This is a genomic window from Bacillus altaicus, from assembly GCF_042136375.2.
Taxonomy (GTDB): domain Bacteria; phylum Bacillota; class Bacilli; order Bacillales; family Bacillaceae_G; genus Bacillus_A; species Bacillus_A cereus_U.
This window is the reverse complement of the sequence record NZ_CM143394.1, coordinates 3,785,651-3,807,830: the sequence shown is the minus strand read 5'-3', so window position 1 is coordinate 3,807,830 and position 22,180 is coordinate 3,785,651. Positions and strand designations below refer to the sequence as shown.

The following is a 22,180-nucleotide window of genomic DNA, read 5'->3' as shown; positions in this document are numbered from 1 at the left end:
AAAAAATGATGAAAGACTTAAGAAGGTGAATATATTGCTTAAACATTCACATTTGCAATTTATCTTATTAACGATAGCTCTAATATTTTATATAAGCTTTTGTTTTATATTTTTATTTGTTTTTCCGAATCATTATTTTGTATCAGATTTTAATATCCGACTATCATCCTTAGTTGTTGAAACTACTGTATTTATCTCATTACTTTATTCTATATTATCCGGAAAAATTAAGTTAGGAGTATTCTGGGTTTGCATTACTATTGCAATAGGGTGTTTCTTGATCGGGAATTTTATATCCGCTTTTCAAGTACTTAATGTAGAATTGCCGATACAAAATTTTAATATCTCTGATGTGTTTTTGTTGTTTTTCTTATTCTTCTTTCTCTTTGCATTCTTTTATAAAATCATTATGGAATGTAACAAGTGGGAAAAAGCGTATTTAATTTGTGATTTATGTATTGTTGTTACTGCCATTTTTACATTAGAGTGGTACCTGTTTAATAAACCTTCTGCAAATATCTTATTCTTATCAATTGGAGATGTTTTTCTCTCATTTATTTTTCCGATTATAGATTTATTACTTCTTTTATTAGGAGTTAGTCTAATCTTTCGACCAGCTATTTTTAATGCGAAAAGTAAATTATTTATTTTTATTCTCGTATTAACTGGATTGGCTATTACGGACTACTTGTATTTTTACTTACAAGATGATTTGTCAGATCGTTCACTTATATTGTTAAGGTGTTTGTATAGAGTTTTCCTATTATTTATCGCTATTGCTGCTTCGATCTCAAAGAATGCATCTTCTAGAAGGAATTATTTTATTATTGATCCGACATTCGGAAAGAAACTTCTTGTCATATTTCCTTATCTTGCAGTTGCAGTCTTAATTGGTTTTACTCTTAAAGAGCAAACTTCCTCGGCTACACTTATTACTGGAAATTGTATTGCATTTGTATTTGTGCTGATTCGTCATACAATCGTACGAATGCAAAACAGAGATTTAACTGAGATGTTAAAAGTGTTTAATAATCAATTAGAACAAAAAGTATCTCAAAGAACAGAAGATTTAATAAACAAATCCAATGACTTGGTCAAAAATCAAGAGAGATTTAAGTCATTATATGAGTATCATCCAGATCCTATATTAACGATTGATTCAAATGGTACTGTGTTAAATATAAACCAGGCTGGAAGTATGTTATTAGGAAAAAACAGCGATGAATTAATAGGTAAAGAGTGCTTCTCAATTTTTTTAGATGAAGATAGATCTGAATTGGAAGCGGCTCTACAGGAAGGGAAACGATGCAGTTCGGCTTCGTTACAATTACGTGTGAAAAATAATAATGAGAAGGACATTCATTTTTGGTACGTCACCATTGTTCCTATTATGATAGAAGGGCAAACTTTTGGGAGTTATGTAATGGTAAAAGACATTACGAGAATGAAGCAACAACAAGATGAGATAAACTATCTAGCATTCCATGATACAGTGACGGGGATTGGAAATCGAATATTCTTCCAACAAGAATTAGAAAAATCCATTGGGCGTGCACAAAAAACGCAGGATGAATTTGGACTCTTGTATATAGATTTAAATCGTTTTAAGACCATTAACGATACACTGGGACATTCAATTGGTGACAGTGTTTTAAAAGAAGTTGCTAAACGTTTTAGGACATGTCTGTCACCGGCTATTCCTCTAGCGAGAATAGGGGGAGATGAGTTTGCGATCATAGTCCATAACCACACAGAGCAACAGCTATTGGATTTGTGTGAAACTCTATTTCGTATAACTGAAGAACCATTTGTAGTAAATCAGCATAGCTTTTACTTATCTCTTAGTATAGGAATAGCAGTGTATCCGTTTGGAGGAATAAATACTACTACACTTTTACAACATGCTGATATTGCTATGTATAGTGCAAAGGAAAAAGGTAATAATGCTGTTTGCATGTATGACGAGACATTATCAAAAAAAATAACAAGACGATTACGATTAGAACAGGATTTACCTAATGCATTAGAAAATAATGAGTTGTTTCTATTATATCAACCACAAGTTGATAGTAAGGCTGGTATGGTTATTGGTACAGAGGCTTTAATACGTTGGCAACATCCAGAGCTGGGGCTGATTTCACCTTTTGAGTTTATACCTATCGCGGAAGAAACATCGCAGATTATTTCAATTGGGAAATGGACTTTACAGGAAGCGTGTCGACAACTGAAAGAATGGCATTCTGCGGGCTATTCAAATCTAAAAATGGGGATAAATTTATCAGCTATAGAGTTTGAACAGAAGAACTTTGTTCAAACAATCATATCTACTATAGAAGAAGTAGGGGTACCTGCTAGTTCGATCGATTTAGAATTAACTGAGCGGATAGCAATGGTAGATGAAAAAGAAACGTTAGCGAAGTTAAAAGCATTAAAATCATATGGTGTACATTTATCAATTGACGATTTTGGCACAGGGTATTCTTCATTAGCATATCTCCCTTTGTATCCAATTGATACCTTAAAAATTCCAAGAGAATTTGTTAATAGGATCGGAAATTCTACTGATGGAAATGAAATTATTCATACCATTATTTCACTAGCGCATACTTTAAACATGAAAGTGATCGCAGAAGGGGTAGAAACGAAGGAACAATTAACAGTGTTACAACGTAATGCATGTTATCTAATTCAGGGCTATTACTACAGTAAACCTGTAAGTGAAGATGAATTCATCAAGTTTTTAAGCAGAATGTAGCGTCACCCTGTCTAAGAAAAACACAATCTAGACTTGTTTTTTGTTGAAATTATAACAAATAGAGGACAGCAAATTAACTGTCAAAATGTTTTAGCATTTAATTTGTCTTAATAGGAAATTCTATTGAGTAAAGACCTTATCTGATTTTAGTTTTAGAAAGGAGAGAAGCGGATGGATTCAATATGGCTAGAGTATGCGTGGGCATTATTAATTTTAATCGGATTAGAAGGTTTGTTATCGGCTGACAATGCCCTTGTACTAGCAGTTATAGCCAAGCATTTACCTGAAGAACAGAAGAAAAAAGCTATAAATTACGGAATTATTATGGCTTTTGTTTTTCGATTTGCAGCCCTGTTTGCGATTTCATTTATTGCAAATGTTTGGCAAATACAGGCGATAGGAGCAGCTTATCTTCTTTACCTAGGATTAAAGCATGTTATTCAGGCGCAATTCGGAAAAAACAATCAAAATATTCACAAGGAAGATGAAAAGGAAGCAGCAGGAAAAAGCTACTGGTTCACAGTAGGAAAGATTGCATTAGCTGACCTTGCTTTTGCGATTGATTCAATATTAGCTGCAGTCGCTCTTGCCCTCGGTCTTCCGGATTCACCGCTAGAAGATTTCGGTGGTATGGATGGAGGACAGTTCATAGTTGTACTTCTCGGAGGAATTGCCGGACTTATTTTAATTAAATTTGCGGCAACTTGGTTTGTACAATTACTGGAGAAACGTCCGGCACTGGAAACAACAGCATATGCGATTGTTGCTTGGGTCGGCGTCAAACTTGCTGTCATTACACTTGCCCATGAGGATATCGGTATTTTAGACCATGATTTCCCGCACAGTACAACTTGGACTTTAATCTTCTACGGAGTATTAGTTGCTATTGCACTAATTGGTTGGTTTGCACCAGGAAGTAAGTCATCTCAGAGTAATCCTAAAATGTAATACAAAGGTCAGAGCATTATGTGCTTTGTCCTTTTTAACGCATTATCCGAAAGAAGTCTCTTTTCTCAAGTACGTGAAGGACAATAGCTCAACGGTAGGTGGGAGATGAAATTCTGTTACCGATCGCTGTAATTTTCGCTGTCGATACTGTTATGTGGCGCGGACCAATGTTAAACAAATGGATTCAAAACTTCCTTGCGAACACGCACTGGGGAGAACTAGACTATCTTCTTCTTGATTTACCACCTGGAACAGGAGACGTTGCGATAGATGTCGCTGCGATGATCCCACAAGCGAAGGAAATTATCGTTACAACTCCTCATAACGTAGCTTCATTTGTCGCGTCTAGAGTAGGAGTAATGGCGAAACATACGAAACACGATATTTTAGGTATCGTTGAAAATATGGCATATTATGAAGAACAAGATGGTTCAAGAAACTATCTCTTCGGAAAAGGTGGCGGCGAAATGTTAGCAGAACAACTGCAAACAGAAGTAATCGCTCAAATACCGTTTGCGAAACGTGAAGAAAATAATGGTTCATGTGTATATGACGAAGATTCGCTTGTTGGGGAGATATTTACTTCTTTAGCTGAGGATATTATTTATAATGAATAAACTAGTGTAAAAGTAAAAGGGAGATACATAAACGCTATGTATCTCCCTTTTATCTTATTATGAATCATTCCAATAATTATGAAGGTATATTTACGATTGTAGTAACTTAGAAACCATTTGCGGTATTTGATTTGCTTGTGAAACCATACTAAGTGCAACTTCAGTTAACAATTTAAACTTAAAAAAATCGCTCATTTCCTGCGCCATATCCGCGTCTTCAATTCGAGAAGAAGCACCTGTTAGGGCCAGACTCTGATTATTTAAATTTTCAATATTAAACTGTAAACGCTTCATCATAGCCCCAAGATCAGCACGATGAAGTGATATATTTTGTAAAGCCTCTTCAATTTTACGAATCGCCACTTGTATACCACTCGCTCTCGCATGCATACGAGTCACAATAGCTACATTCGCTGGAGTATCAGAAGCAGTATTTAACTTCTTACCAGTCGCCATCTTCATGCGCTTCTCATTCTCATACAACGACTGGCTAGCATTCATACTCAAAACATTCGTACCAATACGCATAATAGACACTCCTTATAGATTGATATAGTTAGTGTTCTAAAAGTAATAAACGGCTATGGAAGGATAAAAAGACTTATGCTTATTTTATCTTTTTGTTTTAATACAAGGGACGAGGGTAAAGTAAGCCCTGACCGCTACTAAATATAGAGCTTCTATTTAAGCAAAAGAGAAGTCTTTAATCTGTTTATTCATGAAACTAATTCAAATGGCTTATTGTAATAATTTAGAAACCATTTGTGGAGTTTGGTTAGCTTGAGAAAGCATGCTGATGCCTGCTTCATTCAAGATTTTAAACTTTGTCATGTTAGACATTTCTTTTGCCATGTCAGCATCTTCAATTTGAGAAGCAGAAGATGCCATATTAGTAGCTTGGCTCGTTACGTTGTTTAAGTTATGGTCTAAACGGTTTAATTGAGAACCGAAAGTTGCTCTTGCGTCAGCAATACCTTGAATAGCAGTGTCAAGAGCTGTGATTTGAGCTGGTGCAGAAGCTGCATTTAAAGCCTTATCTGGGCCTGTAGCTGTAGCTGTAGCTAAAGTTGCAGTTGTTATAGCTTTTGTATCGATAGCTGTGATTTTCATTGTATCACTTGAAGCATCAGAAAGTTGAATCGTGATATCTTTCCCACCAGCACCAGTACCACCTAAAAATGCGTTACCGTTGAAATTTGTTTTATCAGCAATATGATCAATTTCTTGTGCTAATGCTTGATACTCTTTGTCCATAGATGCGATATCTTTATCGTTGTTTGTACCGCTTGATGCTTGTGTTGCAAGGTCACGCATACGAAGTAAGATGTTTGAAACTGAACCTAATGCAGCGTCACCAGTACGTAAAGCAGACATAGCGTCTTGTGTGTTACGTGCTCCAACGTTTAAGCCGCCTTCTTTCGCACGCATACGAGTAGCGATAGCTAAGCCAGCCGCATCGTCAGCTGCACTGTTGATTGATTTACCGCTAGATAAACGGTTCATAGATGTATTCATTTTGTCTTGGTTTTGTCGCATGTACTCTTGTGTACGCATGCTGTTAATGTTTGTATTAATTCTCATGATAAGAACCCCCATTAATTTTTAATTATTTAAAAGAAAACTCTTTATATACTACAGAGAGTATATGTTCAAATGGCTTATTGTAATAATTTAGAAACCATTTGTGGTGTTTGGTTAGCTTGAGAAAGCATGCTGATGCCTGCTTCGTTTAAAATCTTGAACTTGGTCATGTTAGACATTTCTTTTGCCATATCAGCATCTTCAATTTGAGAAGCAGAAGCTGCCATATTAGTAGCTTGGCTCGTTACGTTGTTTAAGTTATGGTCTAAACGGTTTAATTGAGAACCGAAAGTTGCTCTTGCGTCAGCAATTTCTTGAATAGCAGTGTCAAGAGCTGTGATTTCAGTTGCTGCAGTTGTAGCATTTAAATTCTTAGTTGCAGAAGCTGGATCAGCTCCAACTGCTAACTTAGTAGTTGTTATAGCTTTTGTATCGATAGCTGCGATTTTCATTGTATCACTTGAAGCATCAGAAAGTTGAATCGTGATATCTTTCCCACCAGCACCAGTACCACCTAAAAATGCGTTACCGTTGAAATTTGTTTTATCAGCAATATGATCAATTTCTTGTGCTAATGCTTGATACTCTTTGTTCATAGATGCGATATCTTTATCGTTGTTAGTACCGCTTGAAGCTTGTGTTGCAAGATCACGCATACGAAGTAAGATGTTTGAAACTGAACCTAATGCAGCGTCACCAGTACGTAAAGCAGACATAGCGTCTTGTGTGTTACGTGCTCCAACGTTTAAGCCGCCTTCTTTCGCACGCATACGAGTAGCGATAGCTAAGCCAGCCGCATCGTCAGCTGCACTGTTGATTGATTTACCGCTAGATAAACGGTTCATAGATGTATTCATTTTGTCTTGATTTTGGCGCATGTATTCTTGTGTACGCATGCTGTTAATGTTTGTGTTAATTCTCATGATAAGAACCCCCATTAGTTTTTAATTATTTATAAAAAAACTCTTTATATACTACAGAAAGTATATGTTCAAATGGATTATTGTAATAATTTAGAAACCATTTGTGGTGTTTGGTTAGCTTGAGAAAGCATGCTAATGCCTGCTTCGTTCAAGATTTTAAACTTTGTCATGTTAGACATTTCTTTTGCCATATCAGCATCTTCAATTTGAGAAGCAGAAGCTGCCATATTAGTAGCTTGGCTCGTTACGTTGTTTAAGTTATGGTCTAAACGGTTTAATTGAGAACCGAAAGTTGCTCTTGCGTCAGCAATTTCTTGAATAGCAGTGTCAAGAGCTGTGATTTCAGTTGCTGCAGTTGTAGCATCTAATTTCGTTGTTCCATCAGTTGCTAAAGTACCAGTTGTTAATTTCTTTGTTTCGATAGCTGCGATTGTCATTGTATCACTTGAAGCATCAGAAAGTTGAATCGTGATATCTTTACCCTCACCAGGATTCGTACCTTTATTTAAAAATGCGTTACCATTGAAATTTGTTTTATCAGCAATATGATTAATTTCTTGTGCTAATGCTTGATACTCTTTGTCCATAGATGCGATATCTTTATCGTTGTTTGTACCGCTTGAAGCTTGTGTTGCAAGATCACGCATACGAAGTAAGATGTTTGAAACTGAACCTAATGCAGCGTCACCAGTACGTAAAGCAGACATAGCGTCTTGTGTGTTACGTGCTCCAACGTTTAAGCCGCCTTCTTTCGCACGCATACGAGTAGCGATAGCTAAGCCAGCCGCATCGTCAGCTGCACTGTTGATTGATTTACCGCTAGATAAACGGTTCATAGATGTATTCATTTTGTCTTGGTTTTGTCGCATGTACTCTTGCGTACGCATGCTGTTAATGTTTGTATTAATTCTCATGATAAGAACCCCCATTTTTTTATATTGATTTTTCTGTTAATTGATAAACGTAAATATGCAAAAAAATCAATTTCGAGATTAATTGTAATCCTTGGTATATATCGTGTCAACGATTAATTGTAATTATTGAATATAAAAAATGATAATTTTCTATTTGTTCATTTTTTTATTACAATATTATCAAAAGGATTATTGCAAACTTTAAAAAAAAACTCTAATATTAGATTATCTTTGTTTACCGAAAAGGTGATATTATGGTAGTTGGAAATATAGTAAAAGAAGTGCTTGCATATAAGAAAGGACAAATTCAGCAGAAGCTAAGCAGTCCACAAGCATTCGTTAGTAGTCGTTTTCAAGAGAAGTTGCAGAGTGAACCTGCGAAGGAGACGAAGGGTACTACGCAGCCGGCAAACATAGAAGATATGAGTCAGCCGGTACAATCTACGAAAATAGAAACGGTTGTTAATAAGCCGGAACAATCTATTAATAAAGTAGAGGAAGTGAGTAAGCCTGAAGAAAAAGCTGAAACGAAGAAAGTAGATGAAGTGCAAGTTGCACAAAAAGAGTTTGAACGACGTTTCCCAGAAACGAAAAATGAGCCTGCTGATACGTGGGAATTAACGAATAAGTATAATATTCAAAAAATACGTTCTTCTAATGAAGGTAAGTATGAGGATATTATTGATCGCGCTAGCAGTACATACGGAATTCCGAAAACGTTAATTCAAAAAATGATTGAAGTAGAGTCTAATTTTAATCCGAAAACGGTGTCACATGCAGGGGCGATGGGGCTGATGCAGCTTATGCCAGCGAATGTGAAAGAGATGGGTATAAAAAATCCATTTTCACCAGCTGAAAGTATTGAGGGTGGCGTGAAAGAGTTAAGCGGTTATTTAAAGAAAAATAACGGTGATCTCGTATTGGCACTTGCTTCTTATAATGCTGGTCCTGGTAATGTGAGAAAGTACGGAGGCGTACCGCCATTTAAAGAAACGCAAGGATATATTAAAAAAATATTGAATATAGACGTTTCGAAATAGAAAATTTCATTATATAAATAGAGGACATGAAATTTTTGTGAACATGATATGGGAGTTGGCTAGATTTGAAATTACAAGATGATATTCCGTTAACAATTTATTTTGAAATCGGAAATACGAAAAAGAAAATTGAAGATCTGCTTCATATTACGAAAGGTACATTGTATCGTCTTGAAAATTCAACGAAAAATACGGTGCGTCTTATGCTTGAGAATGAAGAGATTGGAACCGGAAAGATTTTGACGAAGAATGGGAAAATGTACGTTGAAATCGTTGAATTGAAAAGGTAGGGAAGGGGATTGTCATGAGTGGCGAAAAATTAAGCCAAGAGCAAATTGATGCCCTGCTGAAGGCGGTGAATGAAGGCGAGGAAATGCCAGCTTTCGCACAAGAAGCAGGGAAGCAAGATAAATTTCAAGAGTATGATTTTAATAGACCAGAGAAGTTTGGTGTTGAACATTTACGTAGTTTGCAGGCGATTGCGTCTACATTTGGAAAGCAGACGTCACAGACGTTGTCAGCTCGTATGCGTATTCCAATTGAACTAGAGCCTTCAACGGTTGAGCAAGTTCCATTTACGAGTGAGTATGTAGAGAAAATGCCGAAAGATTATTATTTATATTGCGTGATAGATCTAGGTTTACCAGAGCTTGGAGAAATTGTTATTGAGATTGATTTAGCGTTCGTTATATATATTCATGAATGCTGGCTTGGCGGAGATAGTAAGCGTAACTTTACGATGCGTAGACCGCTAACGGCGTTTGAATTTTTAACGCTTGATAATATATTCTTGCTTCTTTGTAAAAATTTAGAGCAATCATTTGAAAGCGTTGTTGCGATTGAACCGAAGTTTGTAACGACGGAGACAGATCCGAATGCGCTTAAGATTACGACGGCAAGCGATATTATTTCATTACTGAACGTAAATATGAAAACAGAGTTTTGGAATACGACGGTTCGTATTGGAATTCCGTTCTTATCTGTTGAAGAAATTATGGATAAGTTAACGTCTGAAAATATTGTCGAACATTCTTCGGATAAGCGTAAAAAGTATACGTCTGAAGTAGAAGTGAAAGTAAATCAAGTGTACAAACCTGTTCACGTTGCGATTGGTGAGCAAAAGATGACGATTGGTGAGATTGAGAAAGTTGAAGAAGGCGATATTATTCCGCTTCATACGAAAGTTTCAGATCAACTACGTGGTTATGTAGATGGGAAACATAAATTTAATTGTTTTATTGGGAAAGATGGAACGCGTAAGGCGCTCCTATTTAAAAGTTTTATAGAGTAGGAGGATCCATATGAAGCATGAAGTATCTCCTGTGTCATTAATGGGATTAGAAGAATTTGCAGGGAAGCGAAATGAAGCAGGTAAAGCGCATATTGATACCGTTTCGGATATTTCGATTGAACTTGGTGTAAAGCTTGGGAAGTCATCGATTCAGCTTGGCGATGTGAAACAATTAAAAGTTGGCGATGTTCTTGAAGTAGAGAAAAATTTAGGACATAAAGTAGATGTATATTTAAGTGATATGAAAGTCGGTATTGGTGAGGCAATAGTAATGGACGAGAAGTTTGGCATTATTATTTCTGAAATTGAAGCTGACAAGAAACACGCGGCGCTTATGAAGGCGCAAAATCAAATGCAGGATAAAGAGTAGAGGAGGAGTCATATGTCGTATATGACGACCTTATTTCAAGTCGTTTTACTGTTTGGTGCGCTCGGCTATGGTGCATATTATATGACGAAAAAGACGCGCAAACAGCAGTTTTTTAAGCAAGGTGAAAACGGCCATATTCAAGTGAAAGACGGTGTGTATTTAAATCATCAAACGAGCGCCTTTTTGTTTGAAGTGGACGGAAAGCAAGTGTTCACTGTTATTAGTAATAACGGTGTGCAATCTGTGCAGTTAACAGGAACAGGAAATCAGTTTCAACAAGCGCTAGAAGACGCGGTGAAGAGTGAAACGAAAAAAGTAGAGGATCCATCATGAGAATAAAGAAACAGTTATCGTTATTTGCCGTTATTTTCGTATTTTCTATTATTTTTTCATTTGTTTTTGTAAATCCAGCGTATGCAGCCCCGAACGGTTTTATTAATTTCGAAAATGGAAAAGAGTTTACGAGTAATTCAAGTGTACAACTATTCGCACTCGTTACCCTTCTATCATTATCTTCTTCTATCGTTCTTTTATTTACGCATTTTACTTATTTTATGATCGTTCTTGGGATTACCCGTCAAGGACTAGGGGTTATGAATTTACCACCAAACCAAGTGCTTGTTGGACTCGCTTTATTCTTATCACTATTTACGATGCAGCCGGTACTCGGTCAGTTAAAGAGTGATGTGTGGGACCCGATGACGAAAGAAAAAATAACAGTAAGTCAAGCTGCGGAGACGACAGCTCCGATTATGAAAGAGTATATGTCGAAGCATACGTATAAGCATGATTTGAAAATGATGCTGAAAGTGCGCGGAGAAGAGTTACCTAAAGATTTGAAAGATCTTTCACTATTTACGCTTGTGCCATCTTTTACGTTAACGCAAATTCAAAAAGGATTATTGACGGGGATGTTCATTTATTTAGCGTTTGTCTTTATTGATTTAATTATTAGTACACTTTTAATGTACCTTGGGATGATGATGGTACCGCCGATGATTTTAAGTTTACCATTTAAAATACTCGTTTTCGTATATTTAGGTGGATATACAAAAATCGTCGATATTATGTTTAAAACGGTCGCCTGAAGCGTTTGATGCTATGTGATAGGAGTCATATAAATGAATACGTCACCAATTATAGATATTTTTCAAACCTTTTTTTATAAAGGGGTTATGATTTTAATGCCGGTTGCCGGCGTAAGTATGATTGTCGTTATTATTATCGCTGTTATTATGGCTATGATGCAAATTCAAGAGCAAACGTTGACGTTTTTACCGAAAATGGCGAGTATTGTACTCGTTATTATCATTTTAGGTCCGTGGATGTTTCAAGAGTTAACGACGCTTATTTTAGATTTATTTGATAAAATCCCATCGCTATTGCGTTCGTACTAAGATAGGTGAACTGAAATGAATATGGAATTATGGGCGGCGACGTTTTTTGCGTTTTGCCGCATTACTTCATTTTTATATTTTTTACCGTTTTTCTCAGGGCGATCGATTCCGGCGATGGCAAAGGTTACATTTGGACTCGCTCTTTCGATTACAGTAGCAGATCAAGTTGATGTCTCTCACATAAAGACAGTTTGGGATGTAGCTGCTTATGCAGGAACGCAAATTGTAATTGGATTATCACTTTCAAAAATTGTTGAGATGCTGTGGAACATTCCGAAAATGGCAGGGCATATTTTGGACTTTGATATCGGTTTATCACAGGCGAGTTTGTTTGATGTGAATGCAGGATCACAGTCTACGTTACTATCAACAATTTTTGATATATTTTTTCTCATTATTTTTATTTCACTTGGCGGCATTAACTATTTCGTTGCCACGATTTTAAAGTCGTTTCAATATACAGAGGCGATTTCAAAATTGTTGACGACTAGTTTTTTAGATAGTCTACTCGCAACGTTATTATTTGCGATTACATCAGCGGTTGAAATTGCTTTGCCGCTTATGGGAAGCTTATTCATCATTAACTTTGTCCTTATATTAATCGCAAAAAACGCACCGCAGTTAAACGTTTTTATGAATGCGTACGTGATTAAAATTACGTGTGGACTTTTGTTTATTGCGATGAGCGTACCGATGCTCGGTTATGTGTTTAAAAATATGACAGACGTATTATTGGAAGAGTATACGAAACTATTTAACTTTTTCTTAACGAAGTAGGGGGACACGCATGGCAAAGGATAATAAAACAGAAAAGGCCACCCCGCAGAAGCGTAAAAAATCGCGTGAAGAAGGGAATATCGCCCGGAGTAAAGATTTAAATAATTTATTTTCCATTCTCGTATTAGCAGTTGTCGTTTACTTCTTCGGAGATTGGCTCGGTTTTGAGATTGCGAATTCCGTAGCGGTGCTGTTTGATCAAATTGGAAAAAATACAGATTCGACCGAGTATTTTTATTTAATGGGCATATTACTTCTGAAAGTATCAGCTCCTATATTAATACTCGTATACGCTTTTCATTTGTTCAATTATATGATTCAAGTTGGTTTCTTATTTTCTTCTAAAGTAATTAAGCCGAAAGCGTCACGTATTAATCCGAAAAACTATTTTACGAGATTGTTTAGTCGTAAAAGTTTAGTAGATATTTTGAAATCGCTGTTTTATATGGGATTAATCGGTTACGTTTCGTACGTTCTCTTTAAAAAGAATTTAGAGAAGATTGTTAGTATGATTGGATTTAACTGGACAGCGTCACTTACTGAAATTATTAGCCAAATTAAATTTATCTTTCTAGCCATTTTAATTATTTTAATCGTTCTTTCTATTATTGATTTCATTTATCAAAAATGGGAGTACGAACAAGATATTAAAATGAAAAAAGAAGAAGTGAAAAGGGAGCATAAAGATAATGAAGGGGACCCGCAAGTAAAGGGGAAACGAAAAAACTTTATGCATGCCATCTTGCAAGGGACAATTGCGAAGAAGATGGATGGTGCAACGTTTATTGTGAACAACCCAACGCATATTTCGGTTGTGCTTCGTTACAATAAACAAGTTGATGCAGCGCCTATTGTCGTTGCAAAAGGGGAAGATGAGCTCGCATTATATATACGAACGCTTGCCCGTGAACAAGAAATACCAATGGTGGAAAACCGTCCGCTCGCTCGTTCTTTATATTATCAAGTCGAGGAAGATGAGACGATTCCAGAAGATTTATATGTAGCTGTAATTGAAGTTATGCGCTATTTAATTCAAACGAACGAACTTGAAGTATAATAGCGCGTTTGGAGGGGATCTCTTTGTTTAAGATGGATTCTGCAAGAACCTATTTTTCTATCTTTTTAGCAGCGTCATTCGTTGTGGCGCTCTTAATTCCACTTCCACCATTTATACTTGATATCGTTATCGTTTTTCTACTAAGTATGTCAGTGCTTATTTATATGCGAGCTACAAGTATTAATGAGTGGGATGAATTAAAGTCATTTCCGACGATGTTGTTATTAATCGGGATTTTCCGCGTATCGATTAACGTTTCGACGACGCGAGCGATTTTAACAGATGGAAATGCGGGTCATGTTATTGAAGAGTTCGGCCAGTTCGTAATTGGCGGAAACTTATTAATTGGTATCGTTATTTTTATAGTATTAATCATATTCCAGTTTATCGTTGCGAACGGTGCGTCTCGTACAGCTGAAGTTGCAGCTCGTTTTACACTTGATTCTTTACCAGGGAAACAAATGTCTATCGATGCTGACTTGAATCAGCGTCTTATTACGGAAAAAGATGCACAGGCAAAACGAAAAAAATTAAATATGGAAACAGAGTTTTACGGAGCGATGGATGGTGCCGGAAAGTTCATTAAAGGGGACGTTGTTTTCGGGATTGTCATTTTATTCGTAAATATTATTTTCGGTTTAATTGTCGGTATGATGCAGCAAGGAATGAGCTTTGCAGATGCGGCTATTCACTATACACAGTTAACTGTCGGTGACGGAATTGTAAACCAAATCGGTTCGTTAATGCTTGCGATTTCAACAGGTATTATCGTAACGCGTGTATTTGACGGTTCAGCTGATACAGTAACTGAAGGAATCTTTAAAGAGTTATTAGCGCATGAAGTTGTTGTATATGCACTCGGTGGTTTATTTATCGCAATGGGTGTTTTTACACCGCTACCATTTTTACCATTTGCTCTCGTTGGAGGCACGATTATTTTCTTAGGAGTTCGTAATAAAAAGCGAATAAAGAAAGAAAAAGAAGAAGAGCTTCAAAAAGAATTAGAAATGATTCAAGGCGATGAAGAGCAATTGCAACAAGTGGAAGATTCATTCGGAGTCTTTACAGATAAATATCCAATTATTGTAGAGCTAGGTTTAGATTTAGCGGCACTTGTAAAGCAGAAGATAAACGGGGAAACAGCTCGTGATAAAGTTGTTCTTATGAGGAAGTCGATTATTACCGATCTCGGTATTAACGTTCCTGGAATTAACTTTAAAGATAATACGAGTTTCAGACCGCGCGGACGTTACATTATTCGTATTAAAGGTGCGAAAGCTGCTGAAGGTGTTTTAAAATCAGGTTATTTACTAGCACTGAAAACGCCGAACGTAATGGCTGATTTAGATGCAGAACCAGCGAAAGATCCAATTTTTGGTGAAGATGGATATTGGATTTTGGAGCATATGGTACAAGATGCACAAATGAAGGGCTATCAAGTGTTAGAACCGCTCAGCATATTAATTACGCATTTAGATGTTGTCGTTAGACGTAATCTTCATGAGTTAATTCAGCGTCAACATGTGAAAGACTTGATTCACTCGCTTGAAACTGATAATGGCGTTTTATTAGAAGAAATTAAAAAGAAAGAAATCGATTTATCACTCGTGCAAAATGTTATTAAACAACTGCTGAAAGAAGGAATTTCAATCCGTGATTTACCGACAATTATTGAAGGTATTATTGACGGGAAAGAAATTTATCAAAACCATGTTGATGGTGTAACGGCGTTTGTTCGTGAATGTATTTCAAAAGTTATTTGTGAGAGTGCGAAAAATCCTGATGGGAAAATTTATGCGGCACTCTTCGCTGATTCGCTTGAGTTAGATGCAGATGTTGTCAATAATTCATACCAAGGTTATTTATTAAACTGGGATTTAGATTTAGAAACGCGTGTAGTAGAACAAGTACAGCGCGTTTTCAAACAAGCTCGTTTAATGGGAAGAGAGCCAGTATTATTAACGCGTAGAAAAGATTTCAGATTTGCGATTGTGAGACTTCTTGAACGTTATCAAATAGAAGCTAAAGTATTATGTATTAGTGAATTAGCACCAGAAATTGTTGTAGATCAAATTGCTTATATTGAATAGTAGGGGGTGAAGTAATGGAAAGTACAGAAAAAAAAGAAGCGTTAATGCGAATAAAAGCAGCTTCGAAAAATGAATTGTATCGAAAGTTATTTGACCAATATGGTACAGATTATTACTACGTTGTCGATGAAAGTGTAAAACGAAACATCCCGTTTTTTTGGAAAAAGAATTATGAAATGTTAGTCGCTTTTCCTGAAGGTAAACAGGATGAAAATAGCGAAGGAACAACTCAATTTCATGAACAATTAATGGATGTTGTAGGTGAACCTTCAGAAGAAATCGTGAAGGCAAATGGAATTCAATCGGTCTTGCACAATTTAGAAAACGTAACGACTACTATGTCGTACGCAGCGATGCAAACAGGAAATAGTGAAGAATGGGTAAGAAAAAAAGAGAAACTATTACAGCTGTTTGAAAAAGGTATTGTCGTTGTGAAACGTACGGAGGAGACGAAAGTAACTAAAAAACAGCCTGTTGTGAAACAAGCTATTCCTGTAAAGAAAGAAGAAGTAGTTATAAAAAAAGAAAAACAGGAATCTGTACCATTTATTATTCAAAAAGTAATTCGGATGTTAGAACAAAACGATGTGGAACAATATTTCATTCATGCATATGCTGAAAAATTAAAAGTGAAGTTTGAAAATGCAACGATGATTACAGAAGAAGAAGTCATCGGATACATATTGGAAGATATGAGATCTCATTTCAATACTGAAAACGTATTTGAAAAAGAGGTACAAACAATTGCATTAATCGGTCCAACTGGCGTTGGAAAAACGACGACACTTGCGAAAATGGCATGGCAGTTTCACGGTAAGAAAAAAACGGTTGGTTTTATTACGACAGACCACTCTCGCATCGGAACGGTACAGCAACTGCAAGATTACGTGAAAACAATTGGATCAGAAGTTATCGCTGTGCGGGATGAAGCCGCAATGGCAAGGGCACTTACTTATTTTAAAGAAGAAGCTCGCGTCGATTATATTTTAATAGATACGGCTGGAAAGAATTATCGTACGTCAGATACGGTTGAAGAAATGATTGAGACGATGGGGCAAGTAGAGCCAGATTATATTTGTTTAACGTTATCTGCTTCTATGAAAAGTAAAGATATGATTGAAATCATTACGAATTTTAAAGATATTCATATTGATGGAATCGTATTTACGAAATTTGATGAAACAGCGAGTAGTGGTGAATTGTTGAAAATTCCAGCTGTATCATCAGCTCCAATTGTATTAATGACAGATGGACAAGACGTGAAGCAACATATACATATCGCTACAGCTGAACATTTAGCAAAACAAATGTTACAAACATCGTAAGAAGAGAGGTGAAGAATAAGGCGCCTGCCTTATTCAAACGAGTATGAACGGTCTTTATATAGGTTCTATGGGTATGATGAATTACATGCAGCGTTTAAATGTACACTCTAATAACGTCGCAAATGCCCAAACGAAAGGGTTTAAAGCAGAAAACATGACTTCTAAAGTATTTGATGTGCAAGACACATATCGCCGCGGTGACGGCGCGATGACAAATATCGGTTCGGTTGATTACGCTGTAGTACCAGCTGCGACGCATGTGAACTTAGTACAAGGAAATGTACAAATGACAAATAGTGCTACAGATTTCTTTTTAGACGACGGTGCGGCTGGTACATCATCATTTTTCGTTACTTCTAAAAATGATGAAACATTTTTAACGAGAGACGGTAGTTTTACATTAAATAGTGATCGTTATTTACAAACAGCATCTGGTGCTTTCGTAATGGGTGAGAATAATGAACGTATTCGTATTCCAGAAGGAGCAAAGATAGCTGTACAAGCAGACGGTACATTATACGATGAAGTAACACAAAATAATATTGGCCGCTTGCAAACGAAGACAGTAGACACAGAAACAAACGCTCGCCTCGTGCAACGTGAAAACAAAAGTTTTACACTAGCAGAAGGAAACGTTGCTGATTTACCGAATGGAACAGGGATTGTGAAAAATCATATGCTAGAAAATTCAAATGTTGATATGACGAAAGAGATGGCAGATTTAATGACGAATCAAAAAATGATTCAAGCATCGCAGCGCATCATGACTTCGTTTGATAAAATTTATGAAAAAGAAGCGAATGAAATATTGAGATAAAGTGAAACTTTAATCAGTGGGGGGGCATCCCCCACTGATTATTAGTTGAACCAATCGGGCATTTACGGGAAGTTATTCCCCGCCTAACTTCTGGTTTTGAGCTAGGAGCCGTACTGCCCGTTAATGCGGGATAAAGGACTTCCCATTAGAGGGAGTCTTTTTTTGTTGCTTTTATTTAGGTTACATCATAAAATGATAATGATTATCAATATCATTTTATCTTTAATAAGAATAGAAGCTGCGATGGTCGTATCACTTGTTTAATTAGGTGAATTAAAAACTAAGGGGAAGGTGTGTACATATGTCTACCAAAAAACATCTTTGCATTGGGTTATGTTTGATTTCTAGAAAGAAAGAACAAGAGAATAAGTTTGATTCAGGAATCGATGAACAAGTAGAGTTAGCAAGACTGGCAGAGAAAGCTAAGTTAGATTTTGTTTTTAAAGCGGATTATTTAGTGGCACATCCAGATTTAATTGCACGTAATAAGGGGAATGTAATTTTAGATCCAACATTACTTTTTACTGCAATTGCTTATGCGACAGAAAAAATTGGAGTGGTTACGACCGCTTCAACATCATTTTATCCACCATATATACTAGCGAGGCAACTACAATCTTTAAATTGGATTAGTAACGGCCGAGTAGGCTGGAATATTGTCACATCCATTGACGGTGCTGAAAACTTTGGTGAGACAGGGATGCCACCATCTGAAGAGCGATACGCGAAAGCGGCAGAATGTACAGATTTAGTAAGAAAACTTTGGAGGAGCCATCCTTATGAAGTTTTAAAAGAAGACAATGCAGATGTAATTAGAGAAATGGTACAGCCAATTGAGCATAGTGGTGAACATTTTGAGGTGAAAGGTCCACTTAATGTTCCGCAACATATTTCTGGGGAAATGCCTTTATTTCAAGCTGGTGCTTCAGAGTCTGGCAGGAATTTTGCTGCTTCTGTTGCGGATGCAATTTTCGCCGCGATGCCAGATGTAGAGTCAGGAATCGAACTTCGTCAAGATTTAAGAAGAAGAGCAGAAAAGCATGGCCGAAAGCAAGAGGATATACGTGTATTGCCTGGTTTATATTTCTTTATTGGTGATTCATATGAAGAAGCACTAGAAATGCACAGGCAAGCTCATCAACACCTTACAAAAGAGAAGAGGTACGCTTTACTCGAAATGGTTCTCGGGTTAGACGTTAGAGGGATACCATTAGAAAGTAAGGTTACTGAACATATGATACCGAGTAGGAATCAAACTGTACGCAGTAAAACACATGCCGAATTATTACGGAATTTTATCATTAAAAATGAACCAACTGTTGAGCAAATACTAGAACGACCAGAAGTTGTTGGTTCTGCTCATTGGGTCGCTATTGGCACACCACAAGACGTTTTCAAACAAATTATGGAAAGATTTGAAGCAGGGGCACTAGATGGATTCATTGCAATTCCAGGTGGACCTCCTAAATCATTGGATTTATTCTTTAGTGAAGTGATTCCTTTATTCGTGAGAGCAGGTGTATTTAGAGAAGAGTATACAGGTTCAACTTTACGTGAGCATTTGGAGGATAATATATCAAATTCTTTGCAGTTAAAATAATAGGAACATTATGTACAAAAAGCCTTTTAAAAGAAGGCTTTTTATTTCTGTTCGAAAATTGGGAATTATCAGTTGACTGCAAGGGACTTCTTTTCTATATTAGTAGTTATAATAACAACTACTATCAGAAAACAGAATAGGAGCTATATAGATTGTGAGGGATTACTTTGGTACTAATAAGTTAGATACGTTATGGCGAGAAAATATAGATTTAGTTCATGTCGTAACAGGAAAACGTAGTATGGAAGAAATGGAGGGAGAGAAAGATGAATAAAGCTCAGGCACATATGACATTGCAGAGCGATGATACATTTCAACAAGGTGTAAAGGATTGTTTACCAACTGTATTTGGATATTTGAGCATTGGTATAGCGGCTGGTGTAATTGCGAAAACAGCTGGTTTCTCCATAATTGAAATTGCTTTTATGTCCACTTTAATTTATGCAGGTTCTGCTCAATTTATATTAGCAGGTATGTATGCTGCGGGTGCTCCGGCTTCGGCAATCATTTTTACCGTATTTTTTGTTAATCTACGGCACCTTTTAATGAGCGCTGCGCTTGCGCCCTACTTCACGAAAATTCCTCTATTTAAAAACTTAATAATCGGTTCACAAATTACAGATGAAACTTTCGGCGTTGCAGTGCAGCACGCAGCGCAAAAAGGTTATTTAGGTGAAAAGTGGATGCTGGGATTAAACGTAACAGCATATTTAAATTGGATTATAGCTACAATTATTGGCGGACTCTTTGGCGAGTGGATACCAGATCCTCATACGTACGGGATGGATTATGCCTTGCCAGCGATGTTTATTGGATTATTTGTTCTCCAGCTTATAAGTAGTAAACCGAAACTAGCAATTCATCTTACGGTTGCGATTGTAGCTATTATTATTGCATACGTTTCACATTTGTTTATGCCAGATAGCATAGCAGTTATTATCGCAACACTGTTAGCTGCGACTATAGGGGTGGTGATTGAGAAGTGGAAATAAGATTAGATATATTATTACTTTTACTAGCGGCAGGAGCAGTTACACTCGTGCCACGTATATTACCTCTTCTCGTATTTAGCAAACTGCAAATTCCAGATTGGGGCTTAAAATGGTTGAATTACATACCGATTGCGATATTAGCAGCACTTTTAGCGCAAGTATTATTTATGCATGAGACAGTGCAGTGGGATTATATCATTGCGGCAATTCCGACATTTTTAGTAGCGATATATACTCGTAGTTTATTAGGAACAGTATTAACAGGAGTCATTGTGATTATTTTGTTACGTTTATTTTTCTAAAAAGGATTCAGCTCATAGAATAGCGAAAGGTGTAATAACATGAAATATATAGGGGTGGTGTTATGATACTTTTAACGATAGGAGCAATTTTGTTAACGGTATTCATTTTCTTTATTATCGGTTTTATTACGTTTATGATGGTTGTTGATAAGGCGACACCTCAAATTTACTACACACCTTGTGAATCAGTAACAGTGAAATCTAAAGGTAAAAATAGAAGGAAGAAAAGTTGATGTTGGGCTTTTCTTCCTTTTATTTTTACATTCCCGAAAGAACTAACAACAATAACCCAAATAGAAAACTAATAAAGTGAAACTTTAATCAGTGGGGGGTTTTGTTCATCCCCCACTGATTATTAGTTGAACCAATCGGGCGTTTACGGGCAGTTAATCTCTCACCTAACTTCTTTGCTTCAGCCGAATTTTGAGGTGGGAGTCTTACTGCCCGTTAATGCGGGATAAAAGAAAGAAAACCAATAGATATGGAAAAAATACGATTGTTCTTCCATTCGCGTACGAAAACGATAAAGCCTAAAACGCAAAGGAAAAACCAAATAGGTAGAAATATAAATCGACTAACTTTCTCAGGTAGTAATGAATAAAAATTTGTTAAATATAATATCCAATTCGCAAAAAATAAAGCGCATACGATGAATGATTGGAAGTAGGGACGGTTTAAAAATGTCCCTTTTTTAACTGTTATAAAAATGAGAGTTAACGCTGAAATAACGGGAATTATTATGAAAATAAGTAAGAGTAATGTAAGTGACATATGAAACTGCTTTACAAAATAGTTTTCATAAGAAATGAATCTATTATGTTGTATACTTGCTTTGCAGATTGCTCGTTATATTTTTCAGAGTATGGATTTAAAAATCCATGTTCACCATGTAGTTGTTTTATTTCTACTAAAGGGTTATTTTGTTGCTGTAATGTTTGCATGAAGGAGGATACTGAAAAATTAGTTTCTTTTTCAGGGAAAATAAGTAATGTTGCACACGAAGGTTTCATGTGAACATAGTCGCGTATACGGGAACCGTAACATCCAATGATAAAATCTAGTTTTGGATTGTTATTGTTACTACAGAGCCAGGCGATGGTAGCTCCAACACTAAAACCGATAAGTCCAATATGTGTGTAACTACTGGAAAGGCTAGTAATGAGTTCTTCAATTTGCTCTTTTCCATCATCAAATCCAATTTGATTCATAAAATACTGATATGCTTTTTCTTCATCACTATAATGAAATGCATTTTGTAATTGTAGAAGGTTAGGACAAAATACATCTATATTAGATGAAGTGAAGCGGTCTATAACGTGCTGCATATGATCATTTCCGCCATATATTTCATGAACAACAACGAGAGCTAATTTTTTCTTCATAG

At 36.3% G+C, this 22,180-nt stretch carries 24 protein-coding genes and 2 pseudogenes; 20 read left to right on the top strand and 6 right to left on the bottom strand.

Features of this window, described 5'->3' with window-relative positions:
- The first annotated feature begins 34 nt into the window (after positions 1-34).
- From ACE38F_RS19645 to ACE38F_RS19635, 3 genes and pseudogenes are all read left to right on the top strand, one after another.
- Positions 35-2,755, top strand: coding sequence for a sensor domain-containing protein (locus ACE38F_RS19645; RefSeq protein ID WP_375369740.1), 2,721 nt, complete (start codon positions 35-37; stop codon positions 2,753-2,755).
- 171 nt (positions 2,756-2,926) lie between these two features.
- A complete protein-coding gene (locus ACE38F_RS19640) occupies positions 2,927-3,703 on the top strand; it encodes a TerC family protein (RefSeq protein WP_375369739.1) in 777 nt (258 codons plus the stop codon).
- Positions 3,704-3,852: 149 nt separating this feature from the next.
- Positions 3,853-4,320 (top strand): annotated as a pseudogene (locus ACE38F_RS19635) (P-loop NTPase); the annotation flags it as partial.
- Positions 4,321-4,410: 90 nt separating this feature from the next.
- Here ACE38F_RS19635 and ACE38F_RS19630 read toward each other — a convergent pair.
- From ACE38F_RS19630 to ACE38F_RS19615, 4 genes are all read right to left on the bottom strand, one after another.
- Complete coding sequence (locus ACE38F_RS19630) at positions 4,411-4,848, bottom strand: flagellin (protein ID WP_375369738.1); 438 nt, start codon at positions 4,846-4,848, stop codon at positions 4,411-4,413.
- 210 nt (positions 4,849-5,058) lie between these two features.
- The gene (locus ACE38F_RS19625; RefSeq protein ID WP_353824765.1) at positions 5,059-5,901 is read right to left on the bottom strand and encodes a flagellin N-terminal helical domain-containing protein; all 843 of its coding nucleotides are present in this window, start codon (positions 5,899-5,901) and stop codon (positions 5,059-5,061) included.
- 77 nt (positions 5,902-5,978) lie between these two features.
- Positions 5,979-6,824 carry a flagellin N-terminal helical domain-containing protein gene (locus tag ACE38F_RS19620; protein ID WP_375369737.1) on the bottom strand — a complete coding sequence of 282 codons (846 nt, stop codon included), beginning with the start codon at positions 6,822-6,824 and terminating at the stop codon, positions 5,979-5,981.
- A gap of 77 nt (positions 6,825-6,901) precedes the next feature.
- Complete coding sequence (locus ACE38F_RS19615; RefSeq protein WP_375369736.1) at positions 6,902-7,738, bottom strand: flagellin N-terminal helical domain-containing protein; 837 nt, start codon at positions 7,736-7,738, stop codon at positions 6,902-6,904.
- A 254-nt stretch (positions 7,739-7,992) separates the two neighbouring features.
- Here ACE38F_RS19615 and ACE38F_RS19610 point away from each other — a divergent pair, with 254 nt between their 5' ends.
- The 17 genes and pseudogenes from ACE38F_RS19610 (at position 7,993) to ACE38F_RS19530 (ending at position 21,029) form a co-directional block, all read left to right on the top strand.
- Positions 7,993-8,778, top strand: a complete 786-nt coding sequence (locus ACE38F_RS19610; RefSeq protein WP_012260683.1) for a lytic transglycosylase domain-containing protein — start codon at positions 7,993-7,995, stop codon at positions 8,776-8,778.
- A gap of 65 nt (positions 8,779-8,843) precedes the next feature.
- Positions 8,844-9,068: a flagellar motor switch protein FliN gene (locus ACE38F_RS19605; RefSeq protein ID WP_000775712.1), complete on the top strand. Its 225-nt coding sequence runs from the start codon at positions 8,844-8,846 to the stop codon at positions 9,066-9,068.
- A gap of 14 nt (positions 9,069-9,082) precedes the next feature.
- The gene (gene fliM / locus ACE38F_RS19600) at positions 9,083-10,069 is read left to right on the top strand and encodes a flagellar motor switch protein FliM (protein WP_016103080.1); all 987 of its coding nucleotides are present in this window, start codon (positions 9,083-9,085) and stop codon (positions 10,067-10,069) included.
- A gap of 10 nt (positions 10,070-10,079) precedes the next feature.
- A complete protein-coding gene (fliN, locus tag ACE38F_RS19595; RefSeq protein WP_002064660.1) occupies positions 10,080-10,439 on the top strand; it encodes a flagellar motor switch protein FliN in 360 nt (119 codons plus the stop codon).
- 12 nt (positions 10,440-10,451) lie between these two features.
- Complete coding sequence (locus ACE38F_RS19590) at positions 10,452-10,772, top strand: hypothetical protein (protein WP_000121176.1); 321 nt, start codon at positions 10,452-10,454, stop codon at positions 10,770-10,772.
- A complete protein-coding gene (locus ACE38F_RS19585; protein ID WP_215555862.1) occupies positions 10,769-11,527 on the top strand; it encodes a flagellar type III secretion system pore protein FliP in 759 nt (252 codons plus the stop codon). Before ACE38F_RS19590 ends, ACE38F_RS19585 begins: the two co-directional genes overlap by 4 nt.
- A gap of 33 nt (positions 11,528-11,560) precedes the next feature.
- Positions 11,561-11,836, top strand: coding sequence for a flagellar biosynthetic protein FliQ (locus ACE38F_RS19580; RefSeq protein WP_001098085.1), 276 nt, complete (start codon positions 11,561-11,563; stop codon positions 11,834-11,836).
- Positions 11,837-11,851: 15 nt separating this feature from the next.
- Positions 11,852-12,613, top strand: coding sequence for a flagellar biosynthetic protein FliR (locus tag ACE38F_RS19575; RefSeq protein ID WP_215555863.1), 762 nt, complete (start codon positions 11,852-11,854; stop codon positions 12,611-12,613).
- 10 nt (positions 12,614-12,623) lie between these two features.
- Positions 12,624-13,670 carry a flagellar type III secretion system protein FlhB gene (gene flhB / locus ACE38F_RS19570; protein WP_215555864.1) on the top strand — a complete coding sequence of 349 codons (1,047 nt, stop codon included), beginning with the start codon at positions 12,624-12,626 and terminating at the stop codon, positions 13,668-13,670.
- Between the two features lie 23 nt (positions 13,671-13,693).
- A complete protein-coding gene (gene flhA, locus ACE38F_RS19565; RefSeq protein WP_215555865.1) occupies positions 13,694-15,760 on the top strand; it encodes a flagellar biosynthesis protein FlhA in 2,067 nt (688 codons plus the stop codon).
- Between the two features lie 14 nt (positions 15,761-15,774).
- Positions 15,775-17,085 (top strand): flagellar biosynthesis protein FlhF, encoded by a 1,311-nt coding sequence (gene flhF / locus ACE38F_RS19560; RefSeq protein WP_375369735.1) that lies wholly within the window; start codon positions 15,775-15,777, stop codon positions 17,083-17,085.
- A gap of 43 nt (positions 17,086-17,128) precedes the next feature.
- Positions 17,129-17,902, top strand: coding sequence for a flagellar basal-body rod protein FlgG (locus ACE38F_RS19555; RefSeq protein WP_375369734.1), 774 nt, complete (start codon positions 17,129-17,131; stop codon positions 17,900-17,902).
- A 301-nt stretch (positions 17,903-18,203) separates the two neighbouring features.
- On the top strand, positions 18,204-19,502 hold the full coding sequence (locus tag ACE38F_RS19550; RefSeq protein WP_375369733.1) for an NtaA/DmoA family FMN-dependent monooxygenase: 1,299 nt from the start codon (positions 18,204-18,206) through the stop codon (positions 19,500-19,502).
- A gap of 166 nt (positions 19,503-19,668) precedes the next feature.
- Positions 19,669-19,776, top strand: a pseudogene (locus tag ACE38F_RS19545) (TrmB family transcriptional regulator); the annotation flags it as partial.
- Positions 19,769-20,494, top strand: coding sequence for an AzlC family ABC transporter permease (locus ACE38F_RS19540; protein ID WP_341307187.1), 726 nt, complete (start codon positions 19,769-19,771; stop codon positions 20,492-20,494). The pseudogene ACE38F_RS19545 and the gene ACE38F_RS19540, both read left to right, overlap by 8 nt.
- Positions 20,485-20,796 carry an AzlD domain-containing protein gene (locus tag ACE38F_RS19535; protein ID WP_215555870.1) on the top strand — a complete coding sequence of 104 codons (312 nt, stop codon included), beginning with the start codon at positions 20,485-20,487 and terminating at the stop codon, positions 20,794-20,796. The genes ACE38F_RS19540 and ACE38F_RS19535 overlap by 10 nt, the downstream gene beginning before the upstream one ends.
- A gap of 62 nt (positions 20,797-20,858) precedes the next feature.
- Positions 20,859-21,029 carry a DUF3951 domain-containing protein gene (locus ACE38F_RS19530; RefSeq protein WP_002135439.1) on the top strand — a complete coding sequence of 57 codons (171 nt, stop codon included), beginning with the start codon at positions 20,859-20,861 and terminating at the stop codon, positions 21,027-21,029.
- Between the two features lie 214 nt (positions 21,030-21,243).
- Here ACE38F_RS19530 and ACE38F_RS19525 read toward each other — a convergent pair whose 3' ends face one another.
- Complete coding sequence (locus ACE38F_RS19525) at positions 21,244-21,567, bottom strand: hypothetical protein (protein ID WP_375369732.1); 324 nt, start codon at positions 21,565-21,567, stop codon at positions 21,244-21,246.
- Positions 21,568-21,578: 11 nt separating this feature from the next.
- On the bottom strand, positions 21,579-22,178 hold the full coding sequence (locus ACE38F_RS19520; protein WP_375369731.1) for a dienelactone hydrolase family protein: 600 nt from the start codon (positions 22,176-22,178) through the stop codon (positions 21,579-21,581).
- Positions 22,179-22,180 lie beyond the last annotated feature (2 nt).

Bases quoted from the DNA above. Each gene is read 5' to 3' on its own strand.
- ACE38F_RS19585 (WP_215555862.1), top strand. From the start codon at position 10,769: ATGAGAATAAAGAAACAGTTATCGTTATTTGCCGTTATTTTCGTATTT.
- ACE38F_RS19530 (WP_002135439.1), top strand. From the start codon at position 20,859: ATGATACTTTTAACGATAGGAGCAATTTTGTTAACGGTATTCATTTTC.
- ACE38F_RS19640 (WP_375369739.1), top strand. From the start codon at position 2,927: ATGGATTCAATATGGCTAGAGTATGCGTGGGCATTATTAATTTTAATC.
- ACE38F_RS19625 (WP_353824765.1), bottom strand. From the start codon at position 5,901: ATGAGAATTAATACAAACATTAACAGCATGCGTACACAAGAGTACATG.
- ACE38F_RS19615 (WP_375369736.1), bottom strand. From the start codon at position 7,738: ATGAGAATTAATACAAACATTAACAGCATGCGTACGCAAGAGTACATG.
- ACE38F_RS19590 (WP_000121176.1), top strand. From the start codon at position 10,452: ATGTCGTATATGACGACCTTATTTCAAGTCGTTTTACTGTTTGGTGCG.
- ACE38F_RS19555 (WP_375369734.1), top strand. From the start codon at position 17,129: ATGAACGGTCTTTATATAGGTTCTATGGGTATGATGAATTACATGCAG.
- ACE38F_RS19610 (WP_012260683.1), top strand. From the start codon at position 7,993: ATGGTAGTTGGAAATATAGTAAAAGAAGTGCTTGCATATAAGAAAGGA.
- flhF (WP_375369735.1), top strand. From the start codon at position 15,775: ATGGAAAGTACAGAAAAAAAAGAAGCGTTAATGCGAATAAAAGCAGCT.
- ACE38F_RS19575 (WP_215555863.1), top strand. From the start codon at position 11,852: ATGAATATGGAATTATGGGCGGCGACGTTTTTTGCGTTTTGCCGCATT.
- ACE38F_RS19520 (WP_375369731.1), bottom strand. From the start codon at position 22,178: ATGAAGAAAAAATTAGCTCTCGTTGTTGTTCATGAAATATATGGCGGA.
- fliN (WP_002064660.1), top strand. From the start codon at position 10,080: ATGAAGCATGAAGTATCTCCTGTGTCATTAATGGGATTAGAAGAATTT.
- ACE38F_RS19620 (WP_375369737.1), bottom strand. From the start codon at position 6,824: ATGAGAATTAACACAAACATTAACAGCATGCGTACACAAGAATACATG.
- ACE38F_RS19630 (WP_375369738.1), bottom strand. From the start codon at position 4,848: ATGCGTATTGGTACGAATGTTTTGAGTATGAATGCTAGCCAGTCGTTG.
- fliM (WP_016103080.1), top strand. From the start codon at position 9,083: ATGAGTGGCGAAAAATTAAGCCAAGAGCAAATTGATGCCCTGCTGAAG.
- ACE38F_RS19580 (WP_001098085.1), top strand. From the start codon at position 11,561: ATGAATACGTCACCAATTATAGATATTTTTCAAACCTTTTTTTATAAA.
- flhB (WP_215555864.1), top strand. From the start codon at position 12,624: ATGGCAAAGGATAATAAAACAGAAAAGGCCACCCCGCAGAAGCGTAAA.
- ACE38F_RS19540 (WP_341307187.1), top strand. From the start codon at position 19,769: ATGAATAAAGCTCAGGCACATATGACATTGCAGAGCGATGATACATTT.
- ACE38F_RS19525 (WP_375369732.1), bottom strand. From the start codon at position 21,567: ATGTCACTTACATTACTCTTACTTATTTTCATAATAATTCCCGTTATT.
- ACE38F_RS19550 (WP_375369733.1), top strand. From the start codon at position 18,204: ATGTCTACCAAAAAACATCTTTGCATTGGGTTATGTTTGATTTCTAGA.